The sequence below is a fragment of the Amycolatopsis sp. TRM77291 genome, assembly GCF_054166285.1.
In genome coordinates this window covers 8308265-8323254 of the sequence record NZ_JBSZHF010000001.1, presented here as the reverse complement: position 1 = coordinate 8323254, position 14990 = coordinate 8308265, and the positions used below count along the sequence as shown (strand labels likewise).

Annotated in this window: 14 protein-coding genes; 9 read left to right on the top strand and 5 right to left on the bottom strand. The window is 67.6% G+C overall.

All coding sequences use genetic code 11. The features are described 5' to 3' along the window. Positions 1–2 precede the first annotated feature (2 nt). Together ACXIZN_RS39090 and ACXIZN_RS39085 are read left to right on the top strand one after the other, a co-directional pair. Complete coding sequence (locus tag ACXIZN_RS39090; RefSeq protein WP_457959806.1) at positions 3–587, top strand: GNAT family N-acetyltransferase; 585 nt, start codon at positions 3–5, stop codon at positions 585–587. A gap of 146 nt (positions 588–733) precedes the next feature. Then, positions 734–1741, top strand: a complete 1008-nt coding sequence (locus ACXIZN_RS39085; protein WP_457959805.1) for a DUF222 domain-containing protein — start codon at positions 734–736, stop codon at positions 1739–1741. 58 nt (positions 1742–1799) lie between these two features. On the opposite strand, the gene ACXIZN_RS39080 is transcribed toward ACXIZN_RS39085, so the two are convergent. The 3 genes from ACXIZN_RS39080 to metG form a co-directional block, all read right to left on the bottom strand. Next, positions 1800–3179 (bottom strand): transglycosylase family protein, encoded by a 1380-nt coding sequence (locus ACXIZN_RS39080; RefSeq protein ID WP_457960710.1) that lies wholly within the window; start codon positions 3177–3179, stop codon positions 1800–1802. 413 nt (positions 3180–3592) lie between these two features. Next, positions 3593–4429, bottom strand: coding sequence for a TatD family hydrolase (locus ACXIZN_RS39075; RefSeq protein ID WP_126736482.1), 837 nt, complete (start codon positions 4427–4429; stop codon positions 3593–3595). Positions 4430–4436: 7 nt separating this feature from the next. After that, positions 4437–6230, bottom strand: coding sequence for a methionine--tRNA ligase (metG, locus tag ACXIZN_RS39070; protein ID WP_457959804.1), 1794 nt, complete (start codon positions 6228–6230; stop codon positions 4437–4439). Positions 6231–6292: 62 nt separating this feature from the next. Here metG and ACXIZN_RS39065 point away from each other — a divergent pair, with 62 nt between their 5' ends. The 5 genes from ACXIZN_RS39065 to ACXIZN_RS39045 all read left to right on the top strand — a co-directional run bounded on the left by ACXIZN_RS39065 (position 6293) and on the right by ACXIZN_RS39045 (position 10831). Continuing rightward, a complete protein-coding gene (locus ACXIZN_RS39065) occupies positions 6293–6886 on the top strand; it encodes a PadR family transcriptional regulator (protein WP_457959803.1) in 594 nt (197 codons plus the stop codon). 86 nt (positions 6887–6972) lie between these two features. Beyond that, complete coding sequence (locus ACXIZN_RS39060) at positions 6973–7983, top strand: ATP-binding cassette domain-containing protein (protein ID WP_457959802.1); 1011 nt, start codon at positions 6973–6975, stop codon at positions 7981–7983. Further along, a complete protein-coding gene (locus ACXIZN_RS39055; RefSeq protein ID WP_126736485.1) occupies positions 7973–8737 on the top strand; it encodes an ABC transporter permease in 765 nt (254 codons plus the stop codon). The genes ACXIZN_RS39060 and ACXIZN_RS39055 overlap by 11 nt, the downstream gene beginning before the upstream one ends. Before the next feature lie 86 nt (positions 8738–8823). Continuing rightward, on the top strand, positions 8824–9444 hold the full coding sequence (locus ACXIZN_RS39050) for a glycoside hydrolase family 25 protein (protein ID WP_457959801.1): 621 nt from the start codon (positions 8824–8826) through the stop codon (positions 9442–9444). 109 nt (positions 9445–9553) lie between these two features. Then, positions 9554–10831, top strand: a complete 1278-nt coding sequence (locus ACXIZN_RS39045; protein WP_457959800.1) for an aminodeoxychorismate synthase component I — start codon at positions 9554–9556, stop codon at positions 10829–10831. A 10-nt stretch (positions 10832–10841) separates the two neighbouring features. On the opposite strand, the gene ACXIZN_RS39040 is transcribed toward ACXIZN_RS39045, so the two are convergent. Next, on the bottom strand, positions 10842–11801 hold the full coding sequence (locus ACXIZN_RS39040; RefSeq protein WP_457959799.1) for a quinone oxidoreductase family protein: 960 nt from the start codon (positions 11799–11801) through the stop codon (positions 10842–10844). Positions 11802–11900: 99 nt separating this feature from the next. Here ACXIZN_RS39040 and ACXIZN_RS39035 point away from each other — a divergent pair, with 99 nt between their 5' ends. Then, a complete protein-coding gene (locus ACXIZN_RS39035) occupies positions 11901–12455 on the top strand; it encodes a QsdR family transcriptional regulator (RefSeq protein WP_457960709.1) in 555 nt (184 codons plus the stop codon). Here the strand turns inward: ACXIZN_RS39035 and rsmI are convergent. Continuing rightward, complete coding sequence (gene rsmI / locus ACXIZN_RS39030) at positions 12452–13288, bottom strand: 16S rRNA (cytidine(1402)-2'-O)-methyltransferase (RefSeq protein ID WP_457959798.1); 837 nt, start codon at positions 13286–13288, stop codon at positions 12452–12454. The two genes, ACXIZN_RS39035 and rsmI, sit on opposite strands and share 4 nt — an antisense overlap. 68 nt (positions 13289–13356) lie before the next feature. Here rsmI and ACXIZN_RS39025 point away from each other — a divergent pair, with 68 nt between their 5' ends. Then, a complete protein-coding gene (locus ACXIZN_RS39025; RefSeq protein WP_457959797.1) occupies positions 13357–14928 on the top strand; it encodes a dolichyl-phosphate-mannose--protein mannosyltransferase in 1572 nt (523 codons plus the stop codon). Positions 14929–14990: the final 62 nt, after the last annotated feature.

The window sequence follows — 14990 nt, the reverse complement described above, 5'->3', positions numbered from 1 at the left end:
CGGTGGACGACGTCGTACTCGATGGTGAAAAAGTCCGGCTGCGCGACTGGCGCCCTTCCGACCTCGGGCCGCTCCTCGACCTACTCGATCCCGCGCGGCCCTGGCACGAAACGAACGGACCCTATTTCGGCACCCCGACCACGGCCGCCGTCGAATCCACGGCGCGCGAACTCACCACGATCAAGGCCGAGCCGCCCGATCCCCGCACCAGCCTCGCCGTATGCGACCTGAGCGACGGAAGATTGATCGGCCGGGTCAGCTGGTATTGGGAAAGCAGGGAGACCGACTGGCGGCGGATGGGGCTGGTCATCTACGACGACCGGTTTTGGGGCGGCGGGTTCGGCACCCAGGCCTTGCGCATGTGGACGACCTACTTGTTCTCCCGCACCGACACGCTCCGCCTGGACTTCGCCACGTTCTCGGGGAACCCGGGGATGATCGCCGTCGGGCGGCGGCTCGGGTTCGTCGAAGAAGGCCGGTTCCGGCGCGCCCGGCGCTGGTCCGGCGGCGTCCATGACGCCGTCGTCTACGGGGTGCTCCGCGAGGAGTGGGACCGGAGGCATCGCTCGGGCATGGGTCCGGCCTGATCCGACCCCACCATCCGGATGGCTTTTCCCAAGCGACACGTATCCCACTCAAGGGTGATCGGCCCAGGTCGGCGCAGCCGGAGCGTGATGATCATCCACCCGATCGATACCGTGCATTCGTTCGAATCTGCCTCGACAATCGAGGGATGACCAGCACAAACATTCCCAAGGCCTTCCCGCTCAACCTGCCGGAAGGCGACGCCGAACTGCTTCTCGACGAGTTGCGGACTCGGCTACGCGAAGGGCGACGTCTTGTCGCCGAGGTCGGCCAGATCCTGGCCGAGATCGAGTCACGTGGTGTCCGGGACCTCTACGGGTACAACTCGATCGCCGTCTTCTACGAACATGTGGCCCGGGTGCCTCGGGCAGAGGCTCAAAGAGTGACCGGCAGAGCGCTGGCGCTCAATTCGAGACGGGCGCGCGACGGCACGTCGATCGACCCCGTCGCGCCCCTGACCGGCACCGCGGCCACCACCGGCGCGTTGGCCGAGGCCAGTATCGACCGGATCGTCACGGTTATGAAGAAGCTGCCCGAGCACGTCACGGCGAGCGCACGGCTCGAGGCCGAGAAGGGCTTGGTCGAGCTCGCCGGCGTCGCGAGACCGCGCGACGTCACGGTCGCGGGCACGGATCTGCTCGCAGAACACGACCCGGATGGAAAACCCAAAGACGACCCCGCTCCGCAAAGGCGGCGGAGCGAGTTCTGGTTGCGCCAGAAACGAACCGGCCGCTGGGACATGCGCGGCGACCTCGATGCCGAGACGGGCGCCCGCCTGAACGCGCTCCTGGTGCCGCGGGCCTATCCGGCCCCCGACAAGAAAGCCGACGACCGTTCGCCGGCAGAGCGACGCGGCGACGCGTTCGCGGAGATCGTCGAACTCGCGGAAAGCGACCCGGACATCCCCGTGCCCCGGCAGAGCTCGGAACGGGTCAGCGAGCAGCCTCCGGCTGCCGAGCCGGCCACGGAGCCCGCAAACCGTCCCCAGCCCGTCCAGACGCCGCCTCAGGGCCCTCAAAGCCCGCCCCGCGGCGGTGGCGCGCTTCGACAACCGACCAGGAACGTGGCCCACATACGGACTGCGCGCTGGTGGGCGAGATTCTCCAGACCGAGAGCCGGGAACCCGGCTCAGCCACCCAAGCCCCTAACGGCCTGAAGGCCACCTTGCGGGCGAACCCACACGATGACCTTCAGGAAAGGAGAACGGACTGGCGTCAGGCCTTCTTGCCACAGTGCGGCCAAGCGCCGTAGCCGCCACGGTCCTCGCGGACCTTCTCGGCGACAGCGATCTGCTGGGCCTTGCTGGCCTGGTGCGGGTACGCGGCGTACTGGTCGCCGCCGTAGGCGTCCCAGGTGCTCTTGTTGAACTGCAGGCCACCGTAGTAGCCGTTGCCGGTGTTGGCGGACCAGTTCCCGGTCGACTCGCACTGCGCGATGCGGTCCCAGGCGCCGGCGTCCCCGATGACCGGGTCGGCGGGCTTCTTGGTACCGACCTTGACGATCTTGGGCTTGGCCTCGGTGATGACCTCTTCCGAGACCTTCTCGCGGCCGACCTCTTTGCCGTTGCGCTTGGTGACCTTGTAGGTCACGGTCTTCTGGCCCGGGGTGCCCGGGTCCTCGACCTTGGTCTTGCCCTTTTCGAGGTTCGGGTCGTCGACCTTCTGTTCGGGCGGCGCGATTTCCTCGTCCTGCTTGACCATGGTGACGCCGGTCCGGCTGATGTGGACCTCGGCGCCGTCGACCAGCTTGACGTCGAGACCGCCGACGGCCTCGTCGTCCGGGCCGAGGGTCATCCGGAGCTCACCGAGGAATTCCTTGGTGGTGACGGAGTTGGTCTGGACCTTGCGCGGTTCGTTCGCGCCGTCGTAGACCGTGACGTTCTTGAGGGTCTTGACCTCGACGGTGGCGCCTTCGAGGGGCAGCTCGCCGTTCTGCGGGAGCGAAGTCCAGGTACCGGCCTTCGCGAGGTCGGCACGACCGAGCTGGTTCAGCGCTTCGCCGAGGTTGGTCGCGCGGACCCAGGATTCCTGCTGCGGGGCGCCGTCGACGATCAGGTTCAGCTTGCGGCCGCGCTCCAGCTTGATGACGCCGCCGTCGCCCACCTCGGCCTGAGGCGAGGGCGAGAGCGAGTCGTGGGCGCCGACGGAGAGGCCGGCGTCTTCGAGGACCTCGCCGACGGTGTCGCCGAAGCTGTGGACGGTCTGCTGCTTGCCGTCGACGTCGAGCGTGACGCTCTTGTTCATCGCCATCGCGGCCGCGCCGCCACCACCGAGGGTGAGCAGCACCGCCATGACGGTTCCCTTGAGGAAACGCTTCTTCCAGACCCGGGTCGAGTTCGCGATGACCTCGTCCTTGGTCGCGGCCTTCATCGGCGCGCCCGCGGTGCGGTCTTCGGCCAGCTCGTCCGGGATGACGATCGGCGGGAGCATGGTGGTCTCGGCGCTGATGAGGCGGATCAGCTCGTCGACGTCGACGTCGATCTCGGCCATCAGCATGTCGGCGTCGGGGCCGAGCGCGGCCAGGACGTCCTGGTGCGTGATGCGCGGATCGTCGGAGTAGTCCAGCTCGCCGTACTGCGTGTCGCGGTCGAGCACGGCAACCGAACCGGCGGAAGCGAAGGTGTTCGTCTCTACGCCGAGGCGCGAGCCATCCTGCCTACTGCTACCAGTCACTGGGTCGTTCCCTTTCCCAAGACGTCGAGGAGCTCGACAACCACTCCACTACGTCCTTCGTCTCGATGCGCGCTTCGGCACACCTCTAGAAGTCCGACACCCGCAGCCAGCGCCATCGTCACGGTTCCAGGCCGTACCTCTCCTGGTTCCGCTTCCCCGACGTGCACTGACGTGACTGTGGGCGTAACAGCCGAAAACCGCTTGAGCGGGTCCCGACCGGCACGATCACGGGACAGTAACGAACCTCGCCGGGTTGCGCAAACACCGCCCGGAGTGTCGTGACGTTGGTCACTCATCAGAGTGGACCATTGCTGATCACTAATGTCGCAATCCGTTCAACCGGTGGTGACTGTCGGCAATCCGAAGACCCGCTCGGCGGTCGTTCGCACCGATTCGGCCACCTCGTGTACCGCCTCGCCTCTGAGCGAGGCGAGGTGCCGAACCGTGTAGGCGGCGCAGTAGGGCTCGTTTGGACGCCCACGGAATGGATGCGGGGTCAGGAATGGAGCGTCCGTTTCGACGAGGTACTGGTCCGCGGGGACGATCCGTGCCGCCTCGTGGAGCCCGCGAGCGTTACGGAAGCTGACCGTGCCGGCGAACGAAAGCACGTATCCCGCGTCGACGCACCGGCGCGCGATGTGCTCGTCTCCGGAGAAACAATGGAAGACGACCTGCTCGGGCGCTCCCTCTTCCTCCAGGATCCGGAGGACGTCGTCGTGGGCGTCTCGATCGTGGATCATCAGTGGTTTGCCGATCCGCTTGGCGAGATCGATATGCCACCGGAAGGCGTCCTGCTGTGCGTCGTGGGGCGAGTAGTCCCAGTAGTAGTCGAGGCCGGTCTCGCCGACCGCGACCACTCTGGACTCGTTGGCGAGACGCTCCACTTCGGATTTCTCGGGCTCGCCGAAATCCTTGGTACGCGTGGGATGGATCGCGACGGCGGCCCAGACCCGCGGGTCCCAAGTGGACGCTTGCGCGGCCCAGCGAGCGGCCGCGAGATCGTCCGCGACGGTGATGACCCGGGAGACACCGGCGCGTTCGGCGCGGTCGACCATGGCTGTCACATCAGCCGCGGTGACCGCGCCGCACGCGTCGAGGTGGGTATGCGCATCCACCACCGATACCGGCAACCTGTCCGGGATCGGCGGCAGTTCCTTCTTCTCCGCACCCATCAGCTGATCACTTCGAGATCGGGGCCCATTCGGGACCGGTCTCGCCGAGTTCCGGGTCCAGCTTGGCGAACAGCGGGGTCGGCTTCTCCAGCGGCTTGCCGACCTCGATCGGCACGGACTTCCAGCGCGCCTGCTCGGCCTTGTAGTCCCCGGTGATGATGGGGTTGATCCGGCCGGGGATGTCGAGGTCCTCGACTTCCTGAAGCTCGGGCTGGGCCGCCCAGACGCCGGTGCCACCGAGCGCCTCGTGCACCTTCTGCGCCGAGTGGGGCAGGAAGGGGGTCAGCAGCGTGTTGGCGTCCGAGACGACCTGCAGAGCCGTGTGGAGAACGCTGTCGCGCCGGGCGGGGTCGTCCTTGAGCTTCCAGGGCTCCTGGTCCGACAGGTACCGGTTCGCGGCGGTGACCACGCGCATGGCCTCGCTCGCGGCGGCCTTGAACCGTGACCGCTGCAAGTGGGCGCCGGCGGTGTCGAACGCCTTGCGGGAGAGCTCCTTGAGCTCCTCGTCGGCCGCCGTGGGGGCGTCGGGACGAGGAATGGCCCCGACGTTCTTGTGGGCCATCGAGATGGACCGGTTGACGAGGTTGCCCCATTCGTTGGCCAGCTCGAAGTTGGTCCGGCGGACGAATTCGTCCCAGGTGAAGTCGGTGTCCTGGGTCTCGGGCCCCGCGACCGAGATGAAGTACCGCAGTGTGTCCGGGCCGAAGTCGCGCAGGAAGTCGTGGACGTAGATGACCGTGCCGCGCGACGTCGAGAACTTCGAGCCGCTCATGGTGAGGAACTCGCTGGAAACGATCTCGTCGGGCAGGTGCAGCTTGCCGTACTTGCCCGCGACGCCGCCTCGATCGCCCTCGCCGTTGTGGCCGAAGAGCAGAGCGGGCCAGATCTGGGCGTGGAAGGTGATGTTGTCCTTGCCCATGAAGTAGTAGGAGCGGGCGTCCGGGTTGTTCCACCACTCCTGCCAGGCGTCCGGGTTGCCGGTGCGGCGCGCCCACTCGACGCTCGCCGAGAAGTAACCGATGACCGCGTCGAACCAGACGTAGAAGCGCTTGAGCGGCTGGTCGCGCCAGCCGTCGAGCGGGATCTTCACGCCCCAGTCGAGATCACGGGTGATCGGGCGCGGCCGCATGTCGTCGATCAGGTTCTTCGTGAAGTTGAGGACGTTCGGCCGCCAGTCGGTCTTGCTCGACAGCCACTTGCCCAGCGTGTCGACGAACGCCGTCAAATCGAGGAAGTAGTGCTCGGTCTCGACGAACTTCGGCGTTTCACCGTTGATCCGGGACTTCGGGTTGATCAGTTCGGCGGCGTCGAGCTGGTTGCCGCAGTTGTCGCACTGGTCGCCGCGGGCGCCGTCGTAGCCGCAGATCGGGCACGTGCCCTCGATGTACCGGTCGGGCAGCGTGCGGCCGGTCGAGGGGCTGATCGCGCCACGGGTCGTCTTGGGGACGACGTAGCCGTTACGGTGCAGCGCGAGGAAGATCTGCTGCGTGACCTCGGCGTGGTTGCCCGTGGTGGTGCGGGTGAACAGGTCGTAGGTGAGGCCGAGCCCTTGCAGGTCCTGACCGATCTGACGGGTGTACTTGTCGGCCGTCTGCTGGGAGGTCATGCCTTCTTTGTCGGCCTGGACGGTGATCGGGGTGCCGTGTTCGTCGGTACCGGACACCATGAGCACCCGGTTGCCGGCCATTCGCTGGTAGCGGGAGAAGACGTCGGACGGGACGCCGAATCCGGACACGTGGCCGATGTGGCGGGGGCCGTTGGCGTAGGGCCAGGCCACCGCAGTCAACACTGGGGTGCTCATGCTTGTTTAGCCTACGGACGTCGTCCAAGGCATTGTTGTCCGGGAGAGGATCGGAGGCCTCGGTGTCCGCCACGCGTCTGCTGGTGCTGGGTGTCGTGCGCATGTACGGAAAGGCACACGGCTACCAAGTCCGGCGCGAGCTTCTTTCGTGGGCGGCGGACAAGTGGGGCAACGTCCAGCCGGGTTCGATCTATCACGCGCTGAAGAAGATGACCACCGAAGGCCTTCTGGAACAGGTCGAGGACGCCGAATCGGGCGGCGGGCCCGATCGTGTCGCCTACAGGCTGACCGAAGACGGCGAGACCGAGTTCCTCGTGCAACTCGGCAGGGCGTTGTCGAGCGACGACGCGACCGGGTACTCGCTGTCGGCGGCGGTCACTTTCATGCCGACCCTTCCGCGCGCGCAGGTACTGGCCCTGCTGAAGCAGCAGCTGGCGAATATGGAAGCGCACGCCCAATCGACTCATTACGCCCGTGAACACGCCGTCGACCTGGGGAAGCCGCCGCACGTGAGCGAGCTGTACCGCCTGTGGAGCGCGCACGCGGAAGCGAACGTGACCTGGATGCGGGATTTGATCGGCCGTCTCGAAGCCGGCGAGTACGTGATGGCGGGCGAGGGCGACGACGAAGTCGTGTTCGGCGCGCCCCCCGAGTAATCAAATTTGACTATGGAACGACTCCTAGGGCACAGTGCGTCTGCCACTAGTCAAACTTGACTAGATGGGCGCCGAAAGGAGTAGACATGATCAAGGCACGCGGCCTTGAGCGGCGGTTCCGCCGCAAGGGCCGCAATGGGGGCGAGGTCCACGCCGTCAAAGGCGTCGATCTCGACGTGTCGGCCGGGGAACTGGTCGGCTTCCTCGGACCGAACGGCGCGGGGAAGACCACGACCCTGCGCATGCTGACGACCCTGCTCAAGCCCACCGCCGGCGAGGCGACGGTCGGCGGCTGCGACCTGCTCGCCGACCCGCTGGGGGTGCGTCGGCGAATCGGCTATGTCGCCCAGGGCGGTGGCACCGCGCCGGCGAGCAAAGTCATCGAGGAGATCGAGTTCCAGGGCAGGCTGTACCGGATGGGCAAGGCGGACGCGCTCGCACGCGGGGCCGTTCTCGCCGAGCAACTGGACCTGGCCGGGCTCGACCAGCGGATGACCTCGACCTTGTCGGGCGGGCAGCGCCGCCGTCTCGACATCGCGCTCGGGCTGATCCACTCACCCGGTCTCGTCTTCCTCGACGAACCATCGACGGGGCTCGACCCGCAAAGCCGGGCGAACCTCTGGGATCACATCCGGCGGCTGCGCGACGAGCAGGGCGTCACGGTCTTCCTGACCACGCACTACCTCGACGAGGCCGACGCGCTCTCGGACCGGCTGATCGTCATCGACGACGGGAAGATCGTCGCCGAAGGCACACCGGACTCGTTGAAGGCGCGGGTTTCCGGCGACAGCGTCGTCATCGGGGTCTCACCGGAGTCGGCGGCCGAGACCGCGGAGGTCGCGGGCCGTCTCGAAGGGGCACACGAGCTGACCGTCACCGACGGCACCGTGCGGTTCCGCGTCCCGCGCGGCGACACCGCGATGCCCGAACTGCTTCGGGCGCTGGACGCGCGTGGCATCGCGATGGCGTCCATGCAGGTGCACCGGCCGACGCTCGACGACGTCTTCCTCACTTTGACGGGCAGGAGCCTGCGAGACGCCGAAGAAGGCGCATCGGCCGACGCGGCAGCTGAGAAGGAGGCCACGCATGTTGCATGACACCTGGTTGATCTTCCGCCGCGACATGCTCGCGGCGTTGCGCAACCCGACGTGGCTGGCCATCGGCGTGATGCAGCCGCTGCTCTATTTGTTCTTCTTCGGGCCGCTTCTGGTGAAGTCGCTCAACGCGCAAGGCCTGTCCGATGTGGACGGCTGGATGATCTTCACCCCGGCGATCATCGCGCAGCTCGCGCTGTTCGGCAGCTCTTTCGTCGGATTCGGGCTCCTCGCGGAGTACCGGATGGGCGTGGTCGAACGGATGCGCGTCACACCGGTGAGCCGGGTGGCGCTGTTGCTGGGCAAGGTGCTCGCCAACGCGCTGCAGACCATCGTCCAGGCCCTGCTCATCATCGCGCTGGCGTATCTGGTCTTCGACCTGAACGCGCCGTTCGGTGGTGTGGTGCTCTGCCTGGCGATCGTCTTCCTTCTGGCGATCACGTTGGCGTCGTGCTCGTACGCGCTGGCGTTGACGCTCAAGAGCGAGGATTCCTTCCCGGCTCTGCTCAACGCGGTTCTCATGCCCCTGCTGCTGCTTTCCGGAATCCTGATCCCGATCACCGCGGGCTCGGCGCCGGAGTGGCTGTACACGATTTCCCGCATCAATCCGTTCCGGCACGTGGTGGATGTCGAGCGGAACAGTTTCCGCGGTGACTTCTCGATGGACGCCCTGTTCACCGGGAGTGTCGTGGTGCTGGTCATGGCCGTTCTGGCCATCTGGTGGGGCTCGCGCACGTTCCAACGCGAAAACGCCTGAGACACGCTGAACCGAAAGGTCACCTTGCGGCCGCTCCGCGGACGTAGGGTGACCTTTCGGTCGTTCTGGGGCGAAATTCGAGGCAGGTGAGTTCGATCGATCCGGAAGGTGAGCACGGCGTCACCCTGTCCCACCGCGAGACGGTGACGGACTGGGCGGCGGTGCGTGGCGCCGACATCCGGTTCGCTTCGGTCACCGTCACCGAAAACACCAACTGGCGGGACGCCGCGGCGGAACGCAATCTCACCGGCGCGCAGCACGCCGGTATCCACACCGGCGCACGGCACTACGCCCGGCCCGGCGCCGTCCACGACCAGGCCGATCATTTCGTGCGGACGGCGAGCGTGCTCGGCGCCTTCGCTCCCGGGTCGCTCGCGCCCGCGCTCGAGGTGGAGGCGCCCAGCGTCGACGACCGGTTCATCAAGGCGTGGATCAAGCACGTCAGGAACGCGGCGCGCGTCGAGCGCGTGCTGGTGTACGCGGGACTCGACTGCTGGACGAACCGCTTGCACCCGGACAAGTGGGCGGACAGCGAAGTGGTGTTGTGGCTGGTCAGGCACAACGAGATCCCCGGAAGACCTGGATGGTTCCACTCGCGGCTGGGCTTGCATCAGCACGGTTTCGGCACCGGGCTGCCCGGTGTGGACGGACCGATCGCGCAGGACACCGTGGTCTACCCGTTCAAGCTCACGGATGTGCTTTTGTAGTGCCCATTGCGTGACGATGGGTGTGCACGACGTCACCGCGTGGTCGCGGATCTCACTTTCCACCCGGCGTGGGTTGCGTTTCCGGCGGTCCGAACGGTGACAATGTCGCGTGCGGTTGATGTGCCGGAGGCTGCGGACGGACGTCGGGCCCGAACGGGCACTGGCGGTCCTCGGTGCACGCGCCGAGAAGCTCGGCCTCGCACCGCCCGCCGCACTGACCGGCGAGTGGTTCTCCTCGCGCGCGGTCATCGCTCTCAACGCTTCCCTGGCTCCTGCGCGGAACGCGGTGGAAGCATTCGCGATCCCGACCCGGCTGCCCGAAGTTCGAGATGCCGTACCCGGCGCGGTCGGCGGCGGCTGGTTCGGTTACCTGGGTTATGACCTGACCGATCCTTCTGGCCGGTCCGGGGCGCTGCCTCCGGCCGCGTGGGGCTGGGTCGATCGGGTTCTCCGGCTGGATGCCGACGGCGCGTGGTGGTTCGAAGCCCTGGTTCACGACGGTGCCCCGGATCCGGTCGGGGAAGTGGCCGCGGTGGAATCCGCGCTCGCCGAGGTTCCCGAAGCGACGACTTGGAGTTCCGGTCCGTTGTCGCGCCCGCTCCCGTCGGAGCACTACGACGCGGTCAAAGCCTGTGTGCACGCGATCGAAGCCGGAGAGCTGTTCCAGGCGAACATCTGCGCTCGTTTCAGCGGACGGTTCACCGGCGACCCGATCGCGTTGTTCGCCGAGGGCGCGCGTCGCCTGGGAGCACGCCGGGCGGCGTTCCTCAGCGGCGACTGGGGCTCGATCGTGTCGTTCTCCCCCGAGCTTTTCCTTGCCAGGCATGGGCGGCACGTCCGGTCGACGCCGATCAAGGGCACCCTCCCGCGGCGGAACGCCTCCGACGCGCATCTCGCGCAGCGCCTGCGGGAATCCACCAAGGACGTCGCGGAGAACGTGATGATCACCGATCTCGTCCGCAATGATCTCGGGCGAGTGTGCGCCACCGGTACCGTGCGGGTTCCCGAGCTGCTCGCGGTCCGGCCCGCGCCGGGGGTCTGGCATCTGGAGTCCACTGTGGAGGGATTGCTCGCCGACGGCGTCGACGACACGGCGCTGCTGGCGGCCACCTTCCCGCCGGGCTCGGTCACGGGCGCGCCGAAGATCCGCGCGCTGGATCTGATCGCCGAGCTGGAGCCGGCCGCGCGTGGCGTCTACACCGGCGCGATCGGACTCTCTTCACCGATCGCCGGAATGGAACTCAACGTCGCGATCAGAACCTTCGAAATCCACGAAGGCACGATCGCGCTGGGAGTCGGCGGCGGGATCACCGCCGACTCCGACAGCGAAGCGGAATGGCAGGAATGCCTGCACAAGTCCGCTCCGCTGGAACGCCTGCTCGACTGACTACTCGGTACTACTTGGCAGGGTCCAGCAGGAGCTTGCCCATCGTGCCGCGCGAGCGCAGAGCCTCGTGGGCGGTGCGCGCGTCGGACAGCGCGTACTCGCCGCCGGCGATGGCTCGGACCCGGCCGGCGAGAGCCAGCTCGAAAAGCTCGTCGAGCGTGCGCCCGAAGACGTTTCCGGGGAGCTTGAAGGCGTGCGGCAGCCACATCCCGGCAACGGTGGTGCTGTGTCCGAGAAGGTTGCGGGCTTCGATCGGCTTCGGGTTCTGACGGCTGGCCATGCCGTAGAACGCGAGGCGGCCGAACGGCGCGAGGGCCGCGATGCTCTGGTCCGTGACCGCGCCGCCGGTCATGTCGAGCACGATGTCGACGCGTTTGCCGCCGTTCGCCTCGCGAAGCGCGTCCGTCATGTTCTCGGCTCGCGAATCGATGGCGACGTCGGCGCCGAGTTCGAGGGCGAGCGCGCGCTTCTCGTCGCTGCTGGCGGTCGCGATGACCCGGCCCGCTCCCCAGGCCTTCGCCAGCTGCACGGCGATGGAGCCGACCCCGCCCGCGGCCGCGTGCACGACGACGGATTCGCCGGGTTCGAGGTGGGCGCTCTTGCGCAGCAGGAGCGACGCGGTGGTGCCCTGGACGATGAAGGAGAGCGCGGTCAGGTCGTCGACGCCGTCCGGCACGCCGAAGCTGGTGACCTCGTCGGCGACCGCTCGCTCGGCGTAGCCGCCGCCACCGTTGAGCAGCGCGACGACTCGCTTGCCGTCCGCGGTGCGGCCGACGATCTCCCCGCCGGGGACGAGCGGGAGCTTGCTCGGGGCGAGATACGAGTTCTCGGCCTGGTGGGTGTCGGCATAGTTGACGCCGATCCGGTCCACCTCGACCAGCTGCTGACCTGGGCCCGGGATGGGATCGGGGAGGTCGACGAGGTTGAGCACCTCGGGTCCGCCGAACTCGGTCACCTGTACTGCGCGCATCCGCATCCTCCTCGTCGAGATGAGACATTCTTGCATATGTCTCACGAGTGAGACATGCCGTGATATGTTTCACTCATCGAAACCGCACTCGAACGCCAGCTGACCTCGCCGCGCCCGGACGCCCTGCGCGCGTTCACGATCGCGCGCGCCTGGTTCCTGGACGGGCGCCGGGTGGACATGGGCGAACTCGCCGGTGAGCTGGGGGTCAGCCGGGCGACCCTGCACCGTTGGGTCGGCGGCCGGGATCAGCTGCTCGGCGAAATCCTGTGGTCGATGACCGTCGAGGTCTTCGAAGCGCGCGCTTCGGGCAAGCTCGGCCGCGGCGCGGAAGGGATCGCGGAACTCGTCGGCACCTTCGTCCGGACGGTGAACGGCTCGAAACCGTTCCGCGAGTTCCTGCGCAACGAGCCCGAGCGGGCGCTGCGGATCCTGACGACGAAGGCCAGCGTGGTGCAGAGCCGCGCGATCGCCAAAATGCGCGAATTCCTCGACGAGGAGGTCGCGGCTGGGCGGCTCACGCCACCGCTGCCGGTCGAGGACCTGGCCTATCTGCTGGTGCGGATCGGCGAGTCCTTCATCTACACGGACGTCATCACGGGCGCGGAGCCCGATGCCGCGAAGGCGTACGCGGCCGTGACGGCCCTGCTGACTTAGCTCTTCCGGGACGCGAGAACAGCGTCGTAAAGCTCCTTTTTCGACACTCCCGCGGCTTCGGCGACCTCGGCGGCGGCGGACTTCAGGCGTTCACCCGCTGAAACACGCGACGCCACCTCCGAGACCAGGTCCCCGACGCTCACCGAACGCGGCGGTGCGCCGGCGAGGACGACGGTGATCTCGCCCTTGACCCCGTCGGCCGCCCAGGCCGCCAGCTCCGGCAGATTGCCGCGTTTGACCTCTTCGTAGGTTTTGGTCAGTTCACGGCAGACGGCGGCGCGCCGCTCGGGCCCCAGGACCTCGGCGGCATCGGCGAGCGTGCTCGCGAGGCGGTGCGGAGATTCGAAGAACACGGCCGTGCGGGGCTCGTCCTTCAGCGAACCCAGCCATTTCGCGCGTTCGCCGGGCTTGCGCGGGGCGAAACCTTCGAAACAGAAACGGTCGCAAGGCAGGCCGGACAGCGCCAGTGCCGTGGTCACCGCCGACGGGCCGGGCAGGCAGGTCACCGGCACCTCCGCCTCGACACAGGCCGCCACCAGGCGGAACCCGGGATCCGAAACACTCGGCATGCCGGCGTCGGTCACCAGGACCACCGTCTCGCCCGACTGGAGCGATTCGAGCAGTTTCGGCAGGCGAGCCGTCTCGACGTCCTCGTAGAAGCTGACGACGCGCCCGACCGGAGAGACGTCGAGAGCCGCGGCGAGAGAGCGCAGGCGACGGGTGTCTTCGGCGGCGATCACGTCGGCCGTCGCGAGGGCTTCGGACAGGCGCGGCGAAGCGTCACGGACGTCTCCGAGCGGGGTGGCTGCCAGCACGAGGCGTCCTTCGGTCATTCCCGAAGGTTAACCGGTTCGCAGATCCGGACACCGAGTTCACTCTTCCGCCCGTAGGATCATGCCCCGTGACCGCACTGCTGACCCGGGACAACGAGAGCGTGCGGCCGGATCCGGTCGACGCGCTCAGGCCACCGAATGACCGGGAGGCCACCCTCCTCGGCCGCGGCATGCCGACCGATCGCCTGCGCGGCTGGATCGTCACGCTGGTGCTGACGCTCATCGGCGGCATCGTCCGGATCCAGAACCTGGGAACGCCCACGGACAAGGGCACGCCCGTCTTCGACGAGAAGCACTACGTCCCCCAAGCGTGGCAGATGCTGCGCAACGGCGGCTACGAGGACAACTACGGCTACGAACTGATCGTCCACCCGCCGCTGGCGAAGCATCTCATCGCGATCGGCGAATGGCTGTTCGGTTACAACGCCTGGGGCTGGCGGATCATGCCCGCGCTGGCGGGCACGCTGATCGTGTTCCTCACGATCCGGATCGCCCGGCGCCTCACTCGCTCGACCCTGCTCGGCGCGGTCGCGGGAATCCTGGTGATCAGCGACGGCGTCCTGCACCTGCAGTCCCGCATGGGGATGCTCGACATCTTCATCGCGTTGTTCGTCCTCGCCGCGTTCGCCTGCGTGCTGTGCGACCGGGACCAGGTGCGGCAGCGGCTCGCCGTGGCCGTCCGTGAAGGCTGGATCGACGAGTCCCGCTTCGGCCCGAAGCTGGGTTTCCGGTGGTGGCGGTTCGCCGGCGGCCTGATGATCGGGCTGACCTTCGGCGTCAAGTGGTCGGCGCTCTACTACATCGCCGCGTTCGGCCTGCTCACCGTTTTCTTCGACGTCGCCGCGCGGCGGGCCGCCGGGGTGCAGCGGCCGTGGGTCGGCACGCTGCGCCGCGACGTGCTGCCCGCGCTGTGGGCGATCGTCGTCATCCCAGTCCTGGTGTACCTCGCCTGCTACTGGGCCTGGTTCGCGAGCGAGACCGCGACCGACCGCAACTACGTGGCGATCAAGGACATCGATCCCGGGTTCTGGGCCTGGATGCCGCCGGCGTTGCGGTCGCTCGGCGACTACACGATGAACGTCCTCGACTTCCACGCGAACCTGGTGACGCCCAAGGACAAACCGCATCCCTGGGAGTCGAAGCCGTGGACCTGGCCGATGGGCCTGCGGCCGATGCTCTACGCGTACGCGGGCGGCACCGACGCGACCGGCTGCGGCGAGTCGACCTGCGTGCGGGCGACGATGCTGATCGGCACGCCCGCCATGTGGTGGCTGGCCCTGCCGATGCTCGGCTGGAGCGTGTGGCGGTCGGTCTTCCGCGCGGACTGGCGCTACGCCGCCGTGCTCGTCGGCTACCTGGCCGGGTTCCTGCCGTGGTTCACCAACCTCGACCGCCAGATGTACTACTTCTACGCGACGCCGCTGGCGCCGTTCCTGGTACTGGGGTTGACGCTGGTCCTCGGGCAGATCCTCGGCAGCGCGAAACGCGGGTTCGAGCGCCGGGGCACCGGCATGCTCGTCGTCGCCCTCTACGTGGGCCTGGTCGTGGCCAACTTCGCCTGGTTGTGGCCGATCCTCAACGGCAACGCGATCACCAACGACCACTGGAACGCCGAATTGTGGCTGCCGTCCTGGCGGTGACCACGACCGGTTGAGCAAAGGCCCAGCGAGGCGCCCGAAAGCGACTTAGACTCCCGTCCGAA